This is a genomic window from Pseudomonas sp. RA_15y_Pfl2_54 (assembly GCF_963971015.1).
Lineage (GTDB): Bacteria > Pseudomonadota > Gammaproteobacteria > Pseudomonadales > Pseudomonadaceae > Aquipseudomonas > Aquipseudomonas baetica_A.
The window spans coordinates 21,933-42,552 of the sequence record NZ_CAXAPN010000030.1; the positions used below are offsets into that span (position 1 = coordinate 21,933).

Here is a 20,620-nt window from a genome sequence, read left to right on the forward strand (position 1 = left end):
GGAAAGTGCATTCCAATGTGGGAGCGGGCTTGCTCGCGAAAGCGGTGGTTCAGACGCCACTGCAATAACGGATTCAAACGGTAATCGAGAACCCCATGCCTCAACCGCGTCCTTACAAAGTTGCACTCAACGGCTACGGCCGGATTGGTCGTTGCGTCTTGCGTGCGTTGTTTGAGCGAGGCGAAAAAGCCGGGTTTGAAATTGTCGCAATCAACGATCTGGCTGACATGGCCAGCATTGAATACCTGACACGCTTTGACTCCACTCATGGCCGGTTTCCCGGCGAAGTGCGGGTTGAGGGCGATTGTCTGCATATTAATGGCGACTGCGTGAAGGTCCTGCGCAGTGCCACTCCCGAAGGCATCGATTGGGCGTCCCTGGGCGTCGATCTGGTGCTTGAATGCTCCGGCGCTTACAACACCCGTGAAGACGGCCAGCGTTTCCTCGACGCCGGCGCGCCACGCGTGTTGTTCTCGCAGCCAATGGCCAGCGAGGCGGATGTCGACGCCACCATCGTCTACGGCGTCAATCAGGATTGCCTGACCGGCGACGAACTGCTGGTGTCCAATGCCTCCTGCACCACCAACTGCGGCGTGCCGCTGTTGCGTCTGCTGGACAAGGCCATTGGTCTGGATTACGTGTCGATCACCACCATTCACTCGGCGATGAACGATCAGCCAGTGATCGACGCCTATCACCACGAAGACCTGCGCCGCACCCGTTCGGCGTTCCAGTCGGTGATCCCGGTGTCCACCGGTCTGGCGCGCGGTATCGAGCGTCTGCTGCCGGAACTTGCCGGGCGAATTCAGGCCAAAGCCGTACGCGTGCCGACGGTCAACGTCTCCTGCCTCGACATCACGATGCAGACCACCACCGCGACCGACGCCAATGAAGTCAACCGGATCTTGCGTGAAGCCGCCACCAGCGGCCCGCTCAAAGGCCTGTTGGCTTACACCGAGCTTCCCCACGCAAGCTGTGATTTCAATCATGACCCACATTCGGCCATCGTCGATGCCAGCCAGACCCGTGTCTCAGGCCCAAAGCTTGTGAACATCCTGGCCTGGTTCGATAACGAATGGGGTTTTGCCAACCGAATGCTGGACGTTGCAGAACACTATCTGCAAACAGCAACTTCAAAAAAACCGTAGGAAGTGCGACCCATGACCGTGTTGAAGATGTCCGACCTCGATCTGCAAGGTAAGCGCGTATTGATCCGCGAAGACCTCAACGTCCCAGTCAAGGACGGTGTCGTCACCAGCGACGCGCGTATCCTGGCTTCGCTGCCGACCATCAAGCTGGCCCTGGAAAAAGGTGCCGCCGTCATGGTGTGCTCGCACCTTGGCCGTCCGACCGAAGGCGAATTCTCCGCCGAGAACAGCCTCAAGCCAGTCGCTGACTACCTGAGCAAGGCGCTGGGCCGTGAAGTGCCGCTGGTGGCTGATTACCTGGGCGGCGTTGACGTCAAGGCTGGCGACATCGTGCTGTTCGAAAACGTGCGCTTCAACAAGGGCGAGAAAAAGAACGCTGACGAACTGGCCCAGCAGTACGCCGCCCTGTGCGATGTGTTCGTGATGGACGCCTTCGGCACCGCGCACCGCGCCGAGGGCTCGACCCACGGCGTGGCCAAGTTCGCCAAAGTCGCCGCCGCTGGCCCGTTGCTGGCCGCTGAACTGGATGCACTGGGCAAAGCCCTGGGCGCTCCGGCCAAGCCAATGGCGGCCATCGTCGCCGGCTCCAAGGTCTCGACCAAGCTCGACGTGTTGAACAGCCTGAGCCAGATCTGCGATCAACTGATCGTCGGTGGCGGCATCGCCAACACCTTCCTCGCCGCTGCCGGTCACCCGGTTGGCAAGTCGCTGTACGAGCCGGACTTGCTGGACACCGCTCGCGCCATCGCCGCCAAGGTCAGCGTGCCGCTGCCGGTCGATGTTGTGTGCGCCAAGGAATTCGCTGAAAGCGCTGAGGCGACCGTCAAACTGATCGCTGACGTCGCTGCCGACGACATGATTCTGGACATCGGCCCACAGACCGCCGCGAACTTCGCCGAACTGCTGAAATCGTCGAAAACCATTCTGTGGAACGGCCCGGTCGGCGTGTTTGAGTTCGACCAATTCGGCAACGGCACCAAAGTGCTGGCCCAGGCCATCGCTGACAGCGCTGCGTTCTCCATTGCGGGCGGTGGCGACACTCTGGCCGCCATCGATAAATATGGCGTGGCTGAGCAAATCTCCTACATTTCCACCGGTGGTGGCGCGTTCCTCGAATTCGTCGAGGGCAAAGTGCTGCCGGCCGTTGAAGTCCTGGAAACCCGGGCCAAGGCCTGAGGCCGCCCGTTTGGCCAGGCAAAGGAGTGGTCACATGGTCAAGTCGTTAGCACTGTTGCTGCTGACCGGTACGCTGGCGGCCTGCGGGAGCAACCCGAAGGCCGAAGCGACACCGGCACCCAGCGAGTTGAACAAGGGCTGTTATCAGGCCGACTGGCAGGCCGAAACCAACCCGGTGCTGAACAAGCGCTCGGGGCCGGACGGTCTGGAGAAATACGAGACGCAAACCCCGGCCAAGGAACATGGTTGTCCTTGACGGGTCTGACTCTTTAACTCAGGGCTGGCGGCGTGCGCTGCCGGTCGAGGAACACGGATGAAAGGCTTGATCGCCATTGCGGCGTTGGCATTGTTGGGCGGTTGCGCGCAGTTGAACCTGTTTCAGTCGTCCGCCCCGGCGGATAACTGGACGACCTGGACCTGCGACAGCCAGGCCAAAGTGCTGTGGCGCTACGCCGATGCCGACAAGAAGGAAGTCGACGTCCGTTTGGGCGGCGGTGATCAGGTCTATCGCCTGAAAGAAGAGCCGGGCGCCTCGGGCACGCTGTACAGCGACGGCATGCTGGCGTTTCACGTCAAGGGAGAGGAAGGCCTGGTGTACTGGGTCGCCACCAATGACCTGATCGGCCGCGGCTGTAAAGCGCAGTAATTGACACACCACAGTTCTAATGTGGGAGCGAACCTGCTCGCGAAAGCGGTCTGACAGGCAATGCATCAGCGACTGCAAGATTGCTTTCGCGAGCAGGCTCGCTCCCACAGGGTTCTGTGTAGTTCTCAGGATTTTGCTTTACCGAATCACCAGACCGGGCCTCAACCCCCGATCTGCAATCACTTGAATAGCCGCCGCCGCTCCGGCAGGCTGGCACGATTAACGACCCTCAACCGGGAGAGACACACACAATGGCACTTATCAGCATGCGCCAGATGTTGGACCACGCAGCCGAATTCGGCTATGGCGTTCCAGCTTTCAACGTCAACAACCTTGAGCAGATGCGCGCCATCATGGAAGCCGCTGACAAGACTGACTCCCCGGTGATCGTCCAGGCTTCGGCCGGCGCCCGTAAATACGCCGGCGCGCCATTCCTGCGTCACCTGATCCTGGCCGCGATCGAAGAATTCCCGCACATCCCGGTGTGCATGCACCAGGACCACGGCACCAGCCCTGACGTCTGCCAGCGCTCCATCCAACTGGGCTTCAGCTCAGTGATGATGGACGGTTCCCTGGGCGAAGATGGCAAGACCCCGACCGACTACGACTACAACGTCCGCGTGACCCAACAAACCGTGGCCATGGCGCACGCCTGCGGCGTCTCGGTAGAAGGCGAGCTGGGCTGCCTGGGTTCGCTGGAAACCGGCATGGCCGGTGAAGAAGACGGCATCGGCGCCGAAGGCGTTCTGGATCACAGCCAAATGCTGACCGACCCGGAAGAAGCCGCTGACTTCGTCAAGAAGACTCAGGTTGATGCCCTGGCCATCGCCATCGGCACCAGCCACGGCGCGTACAAGTTCACCAAGCCACCGACCGGTGATGTGCTGGCGATCGACCGCATCAAGGAAATCCACAAACGCATCCCGAACACCCACCTGGTGATGCACGGTTCCTCGTCGGTGCCACAAGAGTGGCTGGCGATCATCAACCAGTACGGCGGCGACATCAAAGAAACCTACGGCGTGCCAGTTGAAGAAATCGTCGAAGGCATCAAGTACGGCGTGCGCAAGGTCAACATCGACACCGACCTGCGCCTGGCGTCCACTGGCGCCATGCGTCGCCTGATGGCTACCAACCCGAGCGAATTCGACCCACGTAAATTCTTCGGCGCCACCGTGACTGCAATGCGTGATGTGTGTATCGCTCGTTATGAAGCGTTCGGTACTGCGGGTAATGCTTCGAAGATCAAACCGATCTCGCTGGAAGCGATGTACCAGCGTTATCTGAAAGGTGAGTTGAACGCCAAGGTTAACTAAGCCTGAGCGTTAGACTGGTTTAAAAAAAACCCCGCCGTGAGGCGGGTTTTTTTGTGTTTTTTAGAGGTGAATGATTTCCCCTTTGAAGTTGCAGGAAGCCTTAAGTTCGCCCAAGTCCAAAACCTTGATAAGTCCAGACGCCGTTGGGGCCTGCATAGTTACGGCCTCCAGTTAAGGTGTTGAAATCTGAAGTGTTAAATGTCCAACTTTCCGCGTTTTCTCCGATTGTACCTGTCAGCATAACCGTTGTGGTGGTTGCGCCAATGGTTTGATGTCCTGTCAGTGTGCCCGTGGGGCCGCTAACACTGGCGGTTGCTGTTACTGCTCCACCGATGTCATCACTGTAAGTGACATACAGATAAATGTTGGATCCGCCATAGGCGCCATAGAAGTTACCAACGAGCTTGCCCATTATAAAAATCCTTTTCGTGCGGTTAATAGTGGATGGTGGGAATTGTTTTGTTGCTTTGCCTGTTTTTGCTAGTTGCGGAGTTGAAGTTAAACGGTGTCTTGTACTTCGTCACCTGTCAGAGTTGACAGGTTTTAATGTTGTTTCGCGATAAACAATAGTCTTTCTATGGGCGTAATTAGAGCTACCTTGGGGTCACATATGTAAAATCCGCCGGCCAGGCGCGCGGTCCTTTCAATTCGACCGGAACTGACACCGTATCGCTACTAAAGGCGGGAGTTGAATTCTATATTTCATAGAACGGATCGTGCGGTGGATAATTCGAATTCGATATTGATACCTGTCAGGTTTGACAGTGGTCGTTTTTATTGTTTTCGCACAGGCTTGGGGTTCAACTTGGTAATGGAGGACTGACTCATGAGCAAGAAGGATTTACCACCGAAAGAGAAAGGTCCGGCACCCGTAACGATTCCGCCGGAACCAGCGTCATCGACAGAGGTAATCAAAAACTCAAGGGGACCGGCGCCCTATACACTTCCCAAGCAACCGGAGTGAAAGCAAGGACCGAAAACCTGCAGCCATGCGTAATGCTGTTTATTTAAGTATTTGAACTCACGCTGGACTTTCTGGAAATCCGATGCCGGATCTGTAACATCGGATTTTTTTTGTCCGCTCAGCAGGTCTCGACCTCGGCGAACGTTCAACTTCTGCGACGTGAAAGCGTTCATCTACCCATGAACGAAGGTTTAGGGAAACTCTGAAAAAGACTTCCCGATCTGCTGAAATACCCGCCTCACACGAATCGAACGGTTGAGCTCCGATGAAACAGATGTCCTTCGCCGATGCCGAGTACGCCGGCAAACGTAAGCAGACCCGCCGCGAGCGCTTCCTGATCGAGATTGATCAGGTCGTGCCCTGGAAGGGCCTGATTGCCTTGATCGAACCGCACTATCCGAAAGGCGAAGGTGGTCGTCCGGCGTATCCGTTGATGGCGATGTTGCGGGTGCATCTGATGCAAAACTGGTTCGGCTATAGCGATCCGGCGATGGAAGAAGCACTTTACGAGATCACGATCCTGCGCCAGTTTTCCGGGCTGCATCTGGATCGAATTCCCGATGAAAACACGATCCTCAACTTCCGGCGCCTGCTGAAAAAAACGAATTGGCCGGCGGGATTTTGCAGGTCATCAACGGCTATCTGGGTAACCGCGGCCTGCTGTTGCGCCAAGGCACCGTGGTCGATGCGACGATCATTCATGCGCCGAGCTCGACCAAGAACAAGGACGGCAAACGTGACCCCGAGATGCATCAGACCAAGAAAGGCAATCAGTATTTTTTCGGGATGAAAGCGCACATCGGCGCCGACGCCGAATCCGGTTTGGTACATAGCCTGGTGGGCACGGCGGCGAATGTAGCGGATGTGACCCAGGTCGATCAGTTGCTGCATGGCGAGGAAACGTACGTCTGCGGCGATGCCGGTTACACCGGTGTGGATAAGCGTCCTGAGCATCAGGATCGCCAGATGATCTGGTCGATTGCCGCCCGGCCCAGCACGTACAAGAAACACGGCAAGGAGGGTTTGATCGCTCAGGTGTGCCGAAAAATCGAATACGCGAAGGCTCAGGTACGGGCCAAAGTTGAGCATCCATTTCGCGTGATCAAACGTCAGTTTGGGTATACGAAAGTGCGCTTTCGTGGTCTGGCGAAAAACATCGCTCAGCAGACGACGTTGTTCGCGTTGTCGAATCTTTGGATGGTGCGAAAGCGGTTGTTGAATGCAGGAGAGGTGCGCCCGTGATGCGCGAAATGCACCGAGAAAAGGTGTGATTCAAGGAAAAGACATGAATTAAAAAGCGCCAAAGCCTGATTTTTGTCAGGTCATCGATTTTTTGAGCGCCCAATGAAGGGATATCAAAACATCGGTGACTACTTCAGACCTTCCATAAAGAAAAACTGGACAGAAAAAGGACCGGAAAAGGGGGAGGATTTATTAAATTACTCCATCCCCTTCGATTTTGTGTAAGCGCCGCCGCACAGCGATGCGTGACGTCTGTATCGCGGGTTATGAAGCGTTCGGTAATGCGGGTAATGCTTCGAAGATCAAACTGATCTCGCTGGAAGCGATGTACCAGCGGTATCTGAAAGGTGAGTTGAACGCCAAGGATAACTAAAGTCTGAGTGTTAGCTGCTGATTCAAGAAACCCACCGACGGCGGGTTTCTTGTGGCGGCGTTTACAGAGATTGTGGCGAAATTGGAATTTTATGGGGTGTTTCTCTGGGCTTTTAAAAACCAGAAGTGCAACGAACGGAGTTAATTTTGTTTGAGAGACTCCTCTATGAAACTCTCCAGTTGAGGTCTGGGCACGGCGCCAGTCTGATTCGCCACGACGCTTCCGTCCTTGAATAGCTTCATCATTGGGATGCCGCACACGCCAAGCATGGTCGGCGTTTCAGGGTTCTCATCGACGTTCAGTTTGACAACGGTCAGCTTGCCTTTGTAAGCCTCGGCTATCTCGTTCAGTATTGGAGCCATCGTTTTGCAAGGGGCGCACCATTGCGCCCAGAAATCGACCAATACGGGTAACTCGGATTCTAAAACATCGAGCTTAAAAGAAGCGTCGGTGATGTTTTTTATCAGTTCGCTGCTCATGGGGATTTCCTTGAATTAATAGCACTGGCGGGCCAGACGTTATTGCCTGGCTCGCGTTGTCCTGTGCAGGTTGCTTTGCTTCGTTGAATCTAGAACGGTATATGCCGTGCGTCACCTGTAATAACTGACAGTTTTTTATATGAATTCGCTATGTGACCTAGACCCAGATGTGAACTGAAAAAACTCGATGATCAAACAATCGAGGTGGAGCCAGCGTTCCAGCGTTAGCTAAAAGGTTTGTTGAACAAGCGCTCGGCTTTGACCCACGTTATGAAAAACCCGCCGTGAGGCGGGTTGCTTTTTTGCTGAACAGAACTACTCCTTCAACTCAACATGATCCAGCGCCTGATTCACCGCCAGTTCACCAAGCATGACGACCTGCGCGATGCCCAGCGCGGTCTTGCGGTGTGAGGTGTCGAGCATGGCGGCGAAGTTGTTGAGCATTTCGCTGGCTGAGCCCAGGGTTTCGCTGGCGTTGGCCAGCAAGGATTCGGTGTTGTACTTCGGGTTGGCGAAGTACATGGGCTCGGGTTTATGCGTGCTGGCCATGATGAAGGCGGACGGTTTGAGGTAATGGTCGAGGGCGCGTTCGGCGGCGTCGTTGAGTTTTTTTGAATCGAGGGATTCGTAAGGGGATGCGGGATCTGTTTCTGGCGGGTGTGGCGTTGATCTGATCATGTTTCGTCTCCGGTAAATGGAGCCGACACCGGATCGCTACTAAACGAAGAGGGTGGCAGCTGAACGCAGGTTAGTAGACCGGGGAGACGCGACCGGCGCACCCGAAGGCGCCCTGCGAACAGCTACCATCAAGCGCGGGTTATGCCCGACTGAATGGTGCCAATGCGCATCGCGTAACCACGGGCTACTAAACCCGATCACTGGAAATCAGTGACGCGAATCAAGTTACCGATGGCCCGCCAGGCGCACAAGCCGGCGGATTCTGGCGTAGTGGTAGGCAACGACGCAAGCTGTTGTAGGCATCCGGAAGTAACGGTGAGAGCCTTTAAACACCGGCGTTTAAAAAGGTCTGGCGGGTGACAAATTACCTGTGGCGAGGGCGCTTGCTCCCGCTGGACTGCGCAGCAGGCCCCGCTTTTTTAGGGCCGCTTCGCGCCCCGGGAGCAAGCTCCCTCGCCACAGGGACAGTGTCTATAGAGGGATTATTTGTCGTGATCGATATCGAGCTTGGAGAAGGTCACCTGCCCACCTTCACTCGTATACCCCGTGTTGTCCTGCACATAAACCCCAGCCTTGAAGTACAACGGCTTGTTCCGCCACGTCGCGCTGATTTTCGAATCCCACTGATAACCCGCCGCGCTGACGCCCAGTGCGCCGCCGGGGCTCAAGTGGATGAGGTAGTTGAATTCACGATCCAGTTTGACCCCGGTGGCGAGCGTGATGACGCGGCTTTCGTCGTCATCGGGGTGCATGCGCACCTTGATCACCAGGTTGCCGGTTTGGGTTTTGGTCTTGTACTGGTACTCGAGTTTTACCAGCGGTTTCTGGCTTTGGTAAGCGTGGATCTGGCCGATGACGATCTTTCCGGAACTGGGCACTTTGTTGACCGTAACGGTCGCGCGCAGCAGGTTGTCGGCGTCGGGGTAGTACCAGTTGCGCAAGGTGCCATTGCTGTAGGTTTCGCGCAGTTCGGTGCGCGGGTAGATGGCGTTTTCGGTTTTTGATCCGGTCACCGGCGACCAGAAAAACAGAGTGCCGGTGTCGGAATGGAAGTACTGATCCTTGAAGCCCTTCACCAGTTTTGAGGTTTCGACGGTGTACGGCGGGCTGCCGACTGGAACGCTGAGGTTCCAGGTTGCGAGATCGATCATGTCGGTTCTTCCACTCGATTGATCCTGAACGCGCGTGCCAGAAGCTCTAGTCCGCGCCTTTTGGGGGCGGTCTTTATAAGCGCAGAGGCGTTTTTTGTTAACGGCCGTTTGGCAGATGGTTGGCGTCAACATCCTGTCGAAATGCCATGTTTCCCGGATTGCGTGGGCTGTAGCGACGACCGTTAGTCGGCTAGACAATCATTGGTTAGCTGATGGCCTGATGACAGCTTCTGCTTTTGCCGATCCGGGACTAGAGTGAAGCCTCTATATATGTACGGTTTTTAGCGGAAACCGATCTGATGTCCTGACAAGAGAAGCAGCATGGAATGCGCGCAAACACAGCCAGGTGAAGGCAGCTCAGTCCTATTGATCGTTGATGACTACCCTGAAAATCTGATTAGCATGCGGGCTTTGCTGCAGCGTCAGGATTGGCAGGTGTTGACCGCCGCCTCCGGTTTCGAGGCGCTTAACCTTCTGCTCGAACACGACGTCGATCTGGTGCTGCTGGACGTGCAGATGCCAGGCATGGACGGTTTTGAAGTCGCGCGACTGATGCGCGGCAGCCAGCGTACGCAACTCACGCCGATTATCTTTCTCACCGCCAACGAACAGTCTCAGGCTGCCGTGATCAAGGGGTACGCCAGTGGCGCGGTGGATTATCTGTTCAAGCCGTTCGACCCGCAGATCCTCAAGCCCAAGGTGCAGGCATTGCTGGAGCACCAGCGCAATCGTCGAGCCTTGCAACGTCTGAGCCGGGATCTGGAATCCGCTCGGGCCTTCAATGCATCGGTGCTGGATAACGCCGCCGAGGGCATTTTGGTGCTGGGCGAGGATGGTTTGATTCGCTTTGCCAATCCGGCGATTTCACGGTTGCTCAATGCGCCGGTAAGGGATCTGGAGGGTAAGGAGTTTCTCGACTATCTGCAGAAACCGCACATTCCGGTGTGGGCCGATTCCGAGTTTTACACCCGCTATCAGCGTGGTGAAACGCTGAGGCTGCACGATGCGTTATTACGCACGGCGCCGGGCCAGCAGGTGCCGGTGGCGCTGTCTTGTGCTGCGTTGCCCGTCGAGCAACACGCCATGGTAGTGACGGTGCTGGATATGTCGGTGGTGCGCCATTTGCACCAGCAACTCGAATTTCAAGCCGTCACCGATCCGCTGACCGGGCTGCTCAATCGCCGTGGTTTTTACCAGACCGTGGAAAACCTGCTGCTGCGCGGCGAACGCAATGACAGCAGTTGGGTATTGCTGTATCTGGATCTTGATGGGTTCAAGCGGGTCAACGACTCACTCGGGCACGATGTCGGCGACCGTGTGCTGCGCTGGGTGTCCGAGCAATTGAAGGCTTGCCTGCGGCCGTTCGATATTCTGGCGCGCATGGGTGGGGATGAATTCACGGCGCTGCTGGATCTTGAGTTTCCCGAACAGGCGGCGAAGATTGCGGAAAAGCTCATCGAACGGGTGTCGATCTGTCAGCAGATTGAAGGTCTGGATATCGCCCTCGGCGCAAGCATCGGCATCGCCACTTATCCCGATTGCGGGTCGAACCTCGACGGACTGCTGCGTGCTTCGGACATCGCCATGTACGAAGCCAAGCGTGCCGGGCGTCAGCAATATCGTTTCTACGATCACGAAATGAACGGTCGGGCGCGTTCGCGTTTGATGCTCGAAGAAAGCGTGCGTACCGCCATCGAAAACCGCGATTTCAATCTGGTCTATCAACCACAAGTGGCGATCGACAGTGGTCAGATCCGTGGTTTTGAGGCGCTGTTGCGTTGGCAGCACCCGAGTGTCGGCGACGTGCCGCCGGGGCTGTTTTTGCCGTTGCTGGAAGAGGCGCGGCTGATCAGTCGCCTCGGCAGCTGGATTTATCATCGTGGTGCCGGTCAGCGCAAAGCCTGGGAAACCTTGTTTGCCGAAGACCTGGTGCTCGGCGTGAGTTTGAGCAACACCCAGTTCAGCCTGCCGAATCTGGTCACCGAGTTGCGCCAGGTCATGGAGCGGCACGCTCTGCAGCCGCGGCAACTGGAGGTCGAAGTCACCGAAGAGGCATTGATGCAAAACCCCGAGGAAACGCGCAAACAATTGCGTTTGCTGCGCAATCTGGGGGTGCGGGTGGCGCTGGATGACTTCGGCTCCGGACCGTGCTCGCTGGCGCACCTGCGCGATCTGGAACTGGATACGCTCAAGCTCGATCGCCACCTGATTGCGCGATTGCCGGACTCCAAACGCGATGCCTCGCTGGTCAGCACGGTGATCGCGTTGTGCAAGCAATACGGGTTGCTGGTGATCGCCGAAGGGGTCGAGACCATCGAGCAGTACCAATGGCTGCAAGCCCATGGCTGCGAGTACGTGCAAGGCTTTTTGGTGGCGCGGCCATTGATCGCCGAAGATGCCGCCAGCTTTACCGAGCCGTTTGACTGGAGCGCGTTGTCCGGCTGAATTCGCTACACTGGCGCACCTTTTCGAACCGTGTCGCTCGTCCATGACTGTGTTGAAGTATCTCCAGGCCTATCCTGCGCCACTGCAGGATCAGGTACGCCAACTGATCGCCGACGGGCGTCTGGGTGAATACCTGGATCAACGCTATTCGGGGTGCCACGATGTGCAGAGCGACAAGGCGCTTTACACCTACGCCCTGGACTTGAAGCAGCAATACCTGCGCAACGCCCCGGCCATCGACAAAGTGCTGTTCGACAACCGCCTCGACCTGACCCATCGCGCCCTCGGCCTGCACACCACGGTTTCGCGTGTGCAGGGCGGCAAGCTCAAGGCCAAGAAAGAGATTCGTATCGCCTCGCTGTTCAAAGAGGCGGCGCCGGATTTTCTGAAAATGATCGTGGTGCATGAACTGGCGCACTTCAAAGAGTCGGATCACAACAAGGCGTTCTATAAATTGTGTGAGCACATGCTGCCGGGGTATCACCAGGTCGAGTTTGACCTGCGGGTGTACCTGACCTGGCGGGATATGCAGTGAAGATCTGTCACGTTGGGAGTGTTTGGATGGATGTCAGCAAAACCAAAAGCAGTTTTTACCGACGTCTATACGTCGCGTATCTGATCGATAGCGGCTTGGCGCCCAGCGTGCCGGCGTTGACTGAAATCACCGGGATGCCCCGGCGCACGGCGCAGGACACAATTGCCGCGTTGGCGGATCTGGACATCGTCTGTGAGTTCGAGCAGGAAGAGGGCGCACGCAACCATGCCGGGCGCTATAGGGTTCGTGAGTGGGGGGCGATTGATCGCGGGTGGATCGAGCGCAATTTGCGCCAGATCAAGGCTGTGCTTGAGTATCCCTGAGCCTTGTATCGATTGAACTGACACCTTCGCGAGCCAGCCCGCTCCCACAGGAGAATGCATCCCGACCGTGGGAGCGGGCTGGCTCGCGAAGGGGCTGTCAGGAACGGCGCATCCCGATGTGCGCAATGCCATCCTCCAGATATTCCTCACCCACTGCGACAAACCCGTACTTGCCGTAATACCCCTGCAAATGCGCCTGTGCCGACAGGTAGATCGGCACCTGCGGCCAATGCCGCTCGGCCTGTTTCAGCGCCTGTTCCATCATCTCGTGGCCCAGCCCTTTACCGCGCGCCTGTGCTGAGGTCGCTACCCGGCCGATGACCACGTCACCGCCCTGGGACTCCGGATCCAGCAGGCGCAGGTAGGCCACCAGTTGACCTTTGTCCCAGCCCATCAAATGGTAGGTGTCGCCCTCCAGATCCTGCCCGTCGAGATCCGGATACGCACATTTCTGTTCGACCACGAACACTTCCGTTCGCAACTTCAACAGTGCATACAACTGCTCTTTGCCCAGATCGTTGTGATGTTTGCAGACCCACTCGATTGTCATTGTCCGACTCCTTGAACGTGTGGCCCGATACTAAGCGCACTGGCCGCAGATGTCTTTATGGCGTAAGAGTCTGTGACAAAGGTCAAAATGCCACTATTCCTTTCTCGCGACAGTGACATCTTTGTGTAATCTGCATAGGAGCGCTGTGCAATGGCTCCAATGAGCTAATGTTAGGGCCTGGGTTTTGCCGGTAAGGGGCCTTGGGGTTTTGACTGAAAACGCGCCGGGCTGCTCGCCCGCTAAGGATTTTCAAGCATGCCGCGACTGCATCGAGCCTTTGCTTTGATCGGGTTGCTCTTACTGGCTCAAACCGCCGTAGCGGACAAGTTGCGGCTGGTGTTTGATATCTGGCCACCCTTTACCGATGACACCTTGGTCAACGGCGGTCTGGCCACCGACATTGTCAGCACCGCGCTGGCCCGGGCCGGGTATGCCAGCGATTACGAGCAAGTGCCGTGGGCTCGGGCACTGATGGGTGTCGGTGAGGGTCGCTACGATGTGCTGGTCAACGCCTGGTATAACGACGAACGCACCAGGCTTGGGCAGTTTTCCGGTGAGTACCTGCTCAACCGCGTCCGCTTCCTCAAGCGCAAAGACACGCCGCTCGAATACAGCAACTTGCAGCAACTGCACACTTATCCGATCGCGGTGGTGCGCGGTTACGCCTATTCGGCGCCGTTTGATGCCGACACCGCGTTGCAGAAAGTCCCTGTGCATAACTTCGCCATGGCCGTGCGCATGCTCGCGGCGGACCGGGTCAAGTTGACGCTGGAGGATGAATATGTGGCGAAGTATTACCTGGCGCGGGAATCCGCCAAGGTGCGCAATTCGGTGGAGTTTCTACCCAAGCCGTTGAGTGAGAACAGCCTGCACATTCTGGTGAGCCTGAAAAATCCGCAGCATGAGCAGATTGTCGTGGGGTTTGACAAGGCGATAGCGGCGATGAAGGCGGATGGCAGTTATGACAAGTTGTTGAGGCAGCATGGGATGTGAGGGCTGACCCGGATTCTGTGGTGCTGCGAAGGCGTCCTGTCAGCCAGCGCCAATCTCATTGGTGTCTTTGATCAAATGCGCCGCCAAGGTACGCAACGGCCCCAACTGCCGGCAGATCAACGCCAGTTGCGTCTGCACCAGGCGCTGTCCTTCATCAATCTCATCGGGCATCTGTTCCAGTTCATTGGCCAGCGCTTCTTCTTCATCGCTCTGAATCGCAATCGGCTGCTTGCTCGCCAGCCCTTGAGCGATTTCATCGATGCTCGTCGCCAATTTCACCCCGGCACCGTCGATCAAGTGTTCGCGCACATCTGCCGGTAACTGCGTTTCCCGGTGCGCGCCCAGCCCCGACAGGTAGCTGAGCAGGGTGTGCGACAGCACCAGAAAACGGAAGCCCACATCCGCTTCTTTGCGGAAATGTCCCGGCTCCATCAGCATGTTCGCCAGCGTCGTCGACAGCGCTGCATCGGCGTTGTGCGCGTTGCGTCGAGCCAGACGATAAGCCAGGTCGTCGCTTTTGCCCGCGGCGTATTGCTGCATGATCTGGCGCAGGTAGATGCTGTTGCAGGTCAGGGTGTTGGCCAGCACTTTGTTCAGGCGTCGACCCTGCCAGTCCGGCAGGAACAGGAAAACCGCCAGCCCCGCGATCAAACTGCCGAGTAAGGTATCGAACAGCCGTGGCAGGAACAGCCCGTAACCGTCGCCGACCTGGTTGAAGCAGAACAGCACCATGATGGTGATCGCGGCGGTGGCCAGGGTGTAGCGGGTGGTGCGGTTGGTAAAGAACACCACGCCGGCAGCAATCGCAAAGCACGACTGCACCAACGGGCTGGGGAACAGATCGAACAGCGCCCACGCTACGGTCAGGCCGATGGCAGTGCCGACGATCCGCTGGCCGAGTTTGCGGCGTGTTGCCCCGTAGTTGGGCTGGCAGACGAACAGCGTGGTGAGGATGATCCAGTAGCCTTGCGACGGGTGAATCAAATGCACCATGCCGTAGCCGATACTCAACGCCAGCGGCAGGCGCAGGGCATGGCGGAACAGCAAGGATGTCGGCGTCAGTTGCGTGCGCAGGCGAACCCACACGTCTTTCAGATTGCGCGGCGAGCGGTCGAGCAAACTGCTGTCGGTGGCATCGGCCAAGGCATCGGGGTTGCTCGCATCACTGAGCAATCGGTCGAGGGTGCCGAGGTTGGCAGCCAGTGCGCGCAGTGAGCGCAGCAGGCCGCGCCAGGCCGGGTTGCTCTGGATGCGCAGGTGTTCGAGGGAGGCATCGAGGTCGCTCAGGGCGTCAGCGAAACTGGCGTCGTAGACGAAGGGCTGACGCATCTGGATCGATTCGGCCAATGCCCGGCAGGCCTTGCCTTGCTGGCGCAACAGGCGCTGACAGCGGAACAGCACGTCGCTGTGGAAAAACGCATCGGCCAACGCGTTGTACGGATAGTGCGAAGAACTGGCGCGTTCGTGGATGTCCTGGGCGAGGAAGTACAGTTTCAGGTAACGGCTGACTTTCGAGCCAGGGCGACCGTTGCCGACGCGGTGCAGGATGATTTCCTTGGCGCTGTTCAGCGCAGCGACCACGCGACCATTTTGCTGTGCCAGTTCTAGCCGTCGTACTTCGACGTCCATCTGCCGGATCGGCTCGAACAGCGAGGATTTGAGTTTCAGGTAAAAGCCCAGTTCACGGAACAGTCGCGCCAGGCTTTGCTGCACGGGCTGATTGGAGAACAGCGCCTGCCACAACACCGACAGCAGGCCGTACCACGCGGCACCGGCCACCAGCAGCATGGGCTCGTGCCAGAAATCGATGACGGCGCCGCCGCGCTGGTCAACGCCGATCATCGTGTACACGGAAAGAATCAAGGTCGCCGAGGCAATCGCGCCATAACGCTCGCCGAGCGCACCGAGCATGGTCAGGCCGAAACTGGCCAGTGCCAGGGCAACGGCAAAGACGATGGGGTAGGGGAAGAGCAATTCAACCGACAGCGCGGCGACACTGAAACACACCAGCGTCACGGCGAGTGCGTTGAGACGGCCCTGCCAACTGTCGTCGGTTTCGGCCAGGGCGCTGGCGATGATCCCCAGGAACAACGGGATCAGCAGCCCCATTTCATCCTGATACCAACACAGCGCCATGCTGCCGGTCAGGGCGATGAACACCCGCACGCTATAGCTGAATTTATCCAGCGCCCACAGGCGCCGCAAAGACTGACGAAACGAGGTCGAGGACATGAAGTGCGAAGGCCTTCCGAGGCGATGCCGCTAAATTGAGCCAGTAATGACGTCGACGCAATGGCGCCGATCACATCTGACAGCAAAAAGTGTTCCTTTGAGCTCTACACATAACAACTGTGGGAGGGGGCTTGCTCCCGAAAGCGGTGTGTCATTCAACATCAATGTCGACTGATCCACCGCATTCGCGAGCAAGCTTGCTCCCACCGTTTTGATTTTTGCTGGATCAGACGTACTGCGCCGCCGCGTAACCCGAGGCCCAGGCCCACTGGAAATTGAAACCGCCCAAATGGCCGGTGACGTCGAGCACTTCACCGACGAAATACAGGCCAGGGCTTTTCAGCGATTCCATGGTCTTGGAGGAGACTTCGCGAGTATCCACGCCGCCGAGAGTCACTTCGGCGGTGCGATAACCTTCGGTGCCGGCCGGCACGACTTTCCAGCTCCCCAGCTTGTCGGCGATTTCCGCCAGTTCGGCGTGGGTGTACTGCTTCATCGGTTTGGAGACGAACCAGTTGTCCGCCAGCAAATTGGCCATCTTCTTGGTGAAGATTTCACCCAGCAAGGTTTTCAACTCACTGTTCGGGCGTTCGGCCACTTGCTGTTGCAGCCAGGCAGCGGCGTCGTGATCGGGCAGCAGGTTGATCTCGACCACGTCGCCGGATTCCCAGAACGACGAGATCTGCAAGATCGCCGGGCCGCTGAGCCCTCGGTGAGTGAACAGGATGTTCTCGCGAAAGCTCTGATCGTTGCAGCTCACCAGACAATCCACCGACGTGCCGGACAGCTCGGTGCACAGTTCCTTGAGCTGATCGGTGATGGTGAACGGCACCAGGCCGGCGCGGGTCGGCAGCAGTTCATGGCCGAACTGTCTGGCCACCTGATAACCGAAACCGGTGGCGCCCAGTGTCGGGATCGACAGGCCGCCAGTGGCGATCACCAGCGATTGGCACTGGACTTGGCCCAGGGTGGTGTCGAGCAGGTAACCGCTCTCGACTTTCTCGATGGTCTGGATCGAGGTGTCGAGGTGCAACTCGACGCCCACCTGATCGCACTCGTCCAGCAGCATGCCGAGGATGTCACTGGACTTGTTATCGCAGAACAACTGGCCGAGTTTTTTCTCGTGGTACGGCACGGCGTGTTTGCCGACCATACCGATGAAATCCCACTGGGTATAACGCGCCAGTGCGGATTTGCAGAAGTGCGGGTTCTGCGAGAGGAAATTGCCTGGTTCGGTGTACATGTTGGTGAAATTGCAGCGGCCACCGCCCGACATCAGGATTTTCTTGCCGGGCTTGTTCGCGTGGTCGAGCAGCAATACCTGACGCCCACGCCCGGCGGCGGTCAGTGCACACATCAACCCAGCGGCGCCAGCGCCAATGATCACGACTTCGGTAGAGCGCAAAACGGTGTCCTCACAAAGAATTCAAAACTCACCGAAGACCAATATCGGGCAGCAGATCGGTTACAAAATGCGCACGCGCAACGAACGGCCCTTGATCTTGCCGTCGTTCAGACGCTGCAAGGCCTGCATGGCCACGGTACGTTCAACGGCCACATACGCCTGGAAGTCGAAGATCGCGATCTTGCCGACCTGAGCGCCCGGGATACCGGCGTCGCCGGTCAGTGCGCCAAGGATGTCGCCCGGGCGAACCTTGTCTTTACGGCCAGCGCCGATGCACAGGGTGGTCATCGGCGGCTGCAGCGGGGCGAGGCCCTGGGACTTGAGGTTGTCGACCTGATCCCAGTTCAGAGGGGATTTCTGCAATTGTTCGATGGCTTGGGCGCGATGCGCTTCGCCCGGTGCGACCAGGCTGATCGCAATGCCTTTCTCGCCCGCACGACCGGTACGGCCGACGCGGTGAATGTGGATTTCCGAATCGCGGGCCAGTTCGACGTTGATCACCATGTCCAGCGCATCGATGTCCAGACCACGCGCGGCAACGTCGGTGGCGACCAGTACAGAAGTGCTGCGGTTGGCGAACATCGCCAGCACCTGATCGCGATCGCGCTGTTCCAGGTCACCGTGCAGGCCGACGGCGGAGATGCCTTTGGCGGTCAGGTGATCGACGGTTTCCTGCACTTGCTGCTTGGTGAAGCAGAACGCCACGCAGGACGCCGGGCGGAAGTGGTGCAGGACTTTGGTCACCACGCTCATGCGGTCTTCTGGGGAAATCTCGTAGAAACGTTGCTCGATCTGTGTGTCGTCGTGGAACGCTTGGGCTTTGACCGTTTGCGGGTCACGCATGAATTTCGAGGCCAGTTGCTTGATGCCCACCGGGTAAGTGGCGGAGAACAGCAGGGTCTGACGGCGCTCCGGGGTCTTGACGATGATGTCTTCGATGGCGTCGTAGAAGCCCATGTCGAGCATGCGGTCGGCTTCGTCGAGGATCAGCGTGTTCAGACCGTCAAGCACCAGCGAGCCTTTGCGCAGGTGCTGCTGGATGCGCCCCGGGGTGCCGACGATGATGTGCGCGCCGTGCTCCAGCGAAGCGATCTGCGGGCCGAACGACACGCCGCCGCACAGGGTCAGGACCTTGATGTTGTCTTCGGCACGGGCCAGACGACGGATTTCCTTGGCAACCTGATCGGCCAACTCGCGCGTCGGGCAAATCACCAGGGCCTGGCAACCGAAATAGCGCGGGTTGATCGGGTTGAGCAGGCCGATGCCGAACGCCGCGGTCTTGCCGCTGCCGGTCTTGGCCTGGGCGATCAGGTCCATCCCTTTGAGGATCACCGGCAAGCTCTGCGCCTGAATCGGCGTCATCTGGGCATAACCGAGTGATTCGAGGTTAGCCAGCATGGCGGCGGACAGCGGCAGAGTATTAAAAGCGGTGGCGATGGTGGTCACGGGACTGGCCTGCAAAACAAAATGTCGCGCAGTGTAGCAGCCCCGTGCCACTTTCCTCGAAAGTTCTGGACGAACAGTGATTAATGTTCGATGTGTTCTTCCGGGTGTTTGGCGCGCCGGCCGGTTTCCTTCGAGAGTTGCGAGAAGATCGTAGCGGCAAGCATCGCCATGACACCAACCGTCACGAAGGTCAACTGGAACGCCCCCAGAACGGTGTCCACGCCGTCATTTCCGGCCTCGGCGGTAAACCCGCCCAGCAAGGCCCCGGCACACGCCACCCCCAGGCTCAACGACAATTGCGCGACCACCGACAGCAAGCTGTTGCCACTGCTGGCGCTGGCGTCGTCGAGGTCGATCAGGGTCACGGTGTTCATCGCGGTGAATTGCAGCGAGTTGATCGCCCCGAGAATCGACAACTGACACAGCAGCAGCCAGTAAGGGGTCTGCTCGCTGACCAGGCCCATGCTTGCCAGCATGATCCCCAATGCCAGCGTGTTGCCAGTGAGCACGATGCGATAACCGAGGCGTTCGATCAGCGGTCGCGCCAGCCACTTGGCGAGCATTGCTGCGGCGGCCAGCGGCAGCATGCTCATCCCCGCTTGCGAGGGCGAATACCCCAGCGCCACTTGCAGCAGCAACGGCACCAGAAACGGCAGCGCGCCGCTGCCCAATCGCGCGAACAGATTGCCGAGAATGCCCACGGCAAAGGTGCGGGTCTTGAACAGTGATGGCGAGAACAAGGGGTTTTCGATGTGGCCTGCGCGTAACCAATAAGCAGCGAGACAAGCCATGCCGCCGAACAGCAGCAACATCACCCGCAGGTGCGACAAGTGCAGTTCGCCCAGGCCTTCCATGGCGATGGTGATCAGGATCATCGCCGCGCCGAACAAGAGGAAACCCAGGCCATCGAAACGTGTTCGCTCAGTACCGCGCAAGTCGGGAATGAACTTCCATACGGCGTAACAGCCAATGGCACCGACCGGCAGGTTGATCAGGAAGATCCAGTGCCACGTCAGGTATTGCACCATCCAGCCGCCCATGGTCGGGCCGATCAGCGGGCCGAGCAGGCCGGGAATGGTGATAAACCCCATGATCCGCACCAGCTCCGAACGCGGGTAGGCACGCAGCACCACCAAGCGCCCGACCGGCAGCATCAGCGCACCGCCCAGGCCTTGAATCACCCGCGCCCCGACCAGCATGGTCAGGCTGCTCGATACCGCGCAGAGCAGCGAGCCGAAGCTGAACAGCAAGATCGCACCGAAGAAGATTTTCTTGGTGCCGAAACGGTCGGCGATCCAGCCTGAAGCCGGGATCAACAGCGCCACGGTGAGCATGTAGGCGATGATCACGCCTTGCATGCGTAACGGGTCCTCGGCCAGGTCGCGAGCCATGGCCGGCAACGCGGTGTTGAGGATGGTTCCGTCCAGGGACTGCATGAAGAAAGCGATAGCGACGACCCACGGCAACCAGCGTGTGGTGATGGCGTCGAGAGGCGGGCGGCTGGGCATGGAACCTCTT

At 58.2% G+C, this 20,620-nt stretch carries 18 protein-coding genes and 2 pseudogenes; 11 read left to right on the forward strand and 9 right to left on the reverse strand.

Annotated features, from left to right (window positions below; translation table 11 throughout):
* The first annotated feature begins 95 nt into the window (after nucleotides 1–95).
* From epd to fba, 5 genes are all read left to right on the forward strand, one after another.
* A complete protein-coding gene (epd, locus tag AACY50_RS20635; protein ID WP_339430301.1) occupies nucleotides 96–1,148 on the forward strand; it encodes an erythrose-4-phosphate dehydrogenase in 1,053 nt (350 codons plus the stop codon).
* Nucleotides 1,149–1,160: 12 nt separating this feature from the next.
* Complete coding sequence (locus AACY50_RS20640; RefSeq protein ID WP_221732335.1) at nucleotides 1,161–2,324, forward strand: phosphoglycerate kinase; 1,164 nt, start codon at nucleotides 1,161–1,163, stop codon at nucleotides 2,322–2,324.
* A 34-nt stretch (nucleotides 2,325–2,358) separates the two neighbouring features.
* Nucleotides 2,359–2,580 carry a hypothetical protein gene (locus tag AACY50_RS20645; protein ID WP_221732334.1) on the forward strand — a complete coding sequence of 74 codons (222 nt, stop codon included), beginning with the start codon at nucleotides 2,359–2,361 and terminating at the stop codon, nucleotides 2,578–2,580.
* Nucleotides 2,581–2,637: 57 nt separating this feature from the next.
* Complete coding sequence (locus tag AACY50_RS20650; RefSeq protein ID WP_339464486.1) at nucleotides 2,638–2,970, forward strand: MliC family protein; 333 nt, start codon at nucleotides 2,638–2,640, stop codon at nucleotides 2,968–2,970.
* Between the two features lie 251 nt (nucleotides 2,971–3,221).
* Nucleotides 3,222–4,286: a class II fructose-bisphosphate aldolase gene (gene fba, locus AACY50_RS20655; protein ID WP_314570210.1), complete on the forward strand. Its 1,065-nt coding sequence runs from the start codon at nucleotides 3,222–3,224 to the stop codon at nucleotides 4,284–4,286.
* A 100-nt stretch (nucleotides 4,287–4,386) separates the two neighbouring features.
* On the opposite strand, the gene AACY50_RS20660 is transcribed toward fba, so the two are convergent.
* Nucleotides 4,387–4,698 (reverse strand): hypothetical protein, encoded by a 312-nt coding sequence (locus AACY50_RS20660; RefSeq protein WP_339430300.1) that lies wholly within the window; start codon nucleotides 4,696–4,698, stop codon nucleotides 4,387–4,389.
* 817 nt (nucleotides 4,699–5,515) lie between these two features.
* Between AACY50_RS20660 and AACY50_RS20665 the strand changes: the two are divergent.
* Both AACY50_RS20665 and AACY50_RS20670 read left to right on the forward strand, forming a co-directional pair.
* Nucleotides 5,516–6,492: pseudogene (locus AACY50_RS20665) on the forward strand (IS5 family transposase).
* 238 nt (nucleotides 6,493–6,730) lie between these two features.
* Nucleotides 6,731–6,865: pseudogene (locus tag AACY50_RS20670) on the forward strand (fructose-1,6-bisphosphate aldolase); the annotation flags it as partial.
* A gap of 140 nt (nucleotides 6,866–7,005) precedes the next feature.
* Here the strand turns inward: AACY50_RS20670 and trxA are convergent.
* The 3 genes from trxA to AACY50_RS20685 form a co-directional block, all read right to left on the reverse strand.
* Nucleotides 7,006–7,344, reverse strand: a complete 339-nt coding sequence (gene trxA / locus AACY50_RS20675) for a thioredoxin (RefSeq protein WP_339430299.1) — start codon at nucleotides 7,342–7,344, stop codon at nucleotides 7,006–7,008.
* A 315-nt stretch (nucleotides 7,345–7,659) separates the two neighbouring features.
* Entirely contained in the window at nucleotides 7,660–8,022 is a 363-nt protein-coding gene (locus AACY50_RS20680) for a DUF6124 family protein (protein ID WP_339464485.1), read from the reverse strand.
* Between the two features lie 482 nt (nucleotides 8,023–8,504).
* Nucleotides 8,505–9,173: a polysaccharide lyase family 7 protein gene (locus AACY50_RS20685; protein WP_339464483.1), complete on the reverse strand. Its 669-nt coding sequence runs from the start codon at nucleotides 9,171–9,173 to the stop codon at nucleotides 8,505–8,507.
* A gap of 321 nt (nucleotides 9,174–9,494) precedes the next feature.
* Here AACY50_RS20685 and AACY50_RS20690 point away from each other — a divergent pair, with 321 nt between their 5' ends.
* The 3 genes from AACY50_RS20690 to AACY50_RS20700 are packed head-to-tail and all read left to right on the forward strand — an operon-like array spanning nucleotide 9,495 to nucleotide 12,476.
* Complete coding sequence (locus tag AACY50_RS20690) at nucleotides 9,495–11,618, forward strand: putative bifunctional diguanylate cyclase/phosphodiesterase (protein ID WP_339430296.1); 2,124 nt, start codon at nucleotides 9,495–9,497, stop codon at nucleotides 11,616–11,618.
* 43 nt (nucleotides 11,619–11,661) lie between these two features.
* Nucleotides 11,662–12,153 carry a M48 metallopeptidase family protein gene (locus AACY50_RS20695; RefSeq protein WP_339430295.1) on the forward strand — a complete coding sequence of 164 codons (492 nt, stop codon included), beginning with the start codon at nucleotides 11,662–11,664 and terminating at the stop codon, nucleotides 12,151–12,153.
* Nucleotides 12,154–12,179: 26 nt separating this feature from the next.
* Complete coding sequence (locus tag AACY50_RS20700) at nucleotides 12,180–12,476, forward strand: winged helix-turn-helix domain-containing protein (RefSeq protein ID WP_339430294.1); 297 nt, start codon at nucleotides 12,180–12,182, stop codon at nucleotides 12,474–12,476.
* 97 nt (nucleotides 12,477–12,573) lie between these two features.
* Here AACY50_RS20700 and AACY50_RS20705 read toward each other — a convergent pair whose 3' ends face one another.
* Nucleotides 12,574–13,026: a GNAT family N-acetyltransferase gene (locus AACY50_RS20705; protein WP_339430293.1), complete on the reverse strand. Its 453-nt coding sequence runs from the start codon at nucleotides 13,024–13,026 to the stop codon at nucleotides 12,574–12,576.
* 255 nt (nucleotides 13,027–13,281) lie between these two features.
* Between AACY50_RS20705 and AACY50_RS20710 the strand changes: the two genes are divergently transcribed.
* Nucleotides 13,282–14,019, forward strand: coding sequence for a substrate-binding periplasmic protein (locus AACY50_RS20710; RefSeq protein WP_339430292.1), 738 nt, complete (start codon nucleotides 13,282–13,284; stop codon nucleotides 14,017–14,019).
* A gap of 39 nt (nucleotides 14,020–14,058) precedes the next feature.
* On the opposite strand, the gene yccS is transcribed toward AACY50_RS20710, so the two are convergent.
* From yccS to mdtD, 4 genes are all read right to left on the reverse strand, one after another.
* Entirely contained in the window at nucleotides 14,059–16,251 is a 2,193-nt protein-coding gene (gene yccS / locus AACY50_RS20715) for a YccS family putative transporter (RefSeq protein WP_339430291.1), read from the reverse strand.
* A 226-nt stretch (nucleotides 16,252–16,477) separates the two neighbouring features.
* Nucleotides 16,478–17,656: an NAD(P)/FAD-dependent oxidoreductase gene (locus tag AACY50_RS20720; protein WP_339430290.1), complete on the reverse strand. Its 1,179-nt coding sequence runs from the start codon at nucleotides 17,654–17,656 to the stop codon at nucleotides 16,478–16,480.
* A 60-nt stretch (nucleotides 17,657–17,716) separates the two neighbouring features.
* Complete coding sequence (gene dbpA / locus AACY50_RS20725; RefSeq protein ID WP_339539066.1) at nucleotides 17,717–19,102, reverse strand: ATP-dependent RNA helicase DbpA; 1,386 nt, start codon at nucleotides 19,100–19,102, stop codon at nucleotides 17,717–17,719.
* An 80-nt stretch (nucleotides 19,103–19,182) separates the two neighbouring features.
* Nucleotides 19,183–20,610, reverse strand: a complete 1,428-nt coding sequence (gene mdtD, locus AACY50_RS20730) for a multidrug transporter subunit MdtD (RefSeq protein ID WP_339539067.1) — start codon at nucleotides 20,608–20,610, stop codon at nucleotides 19,183–19,185.
* Between the last annotated feature and the right edge of the window lie 10 nt (nucleotides 20,611–20,620).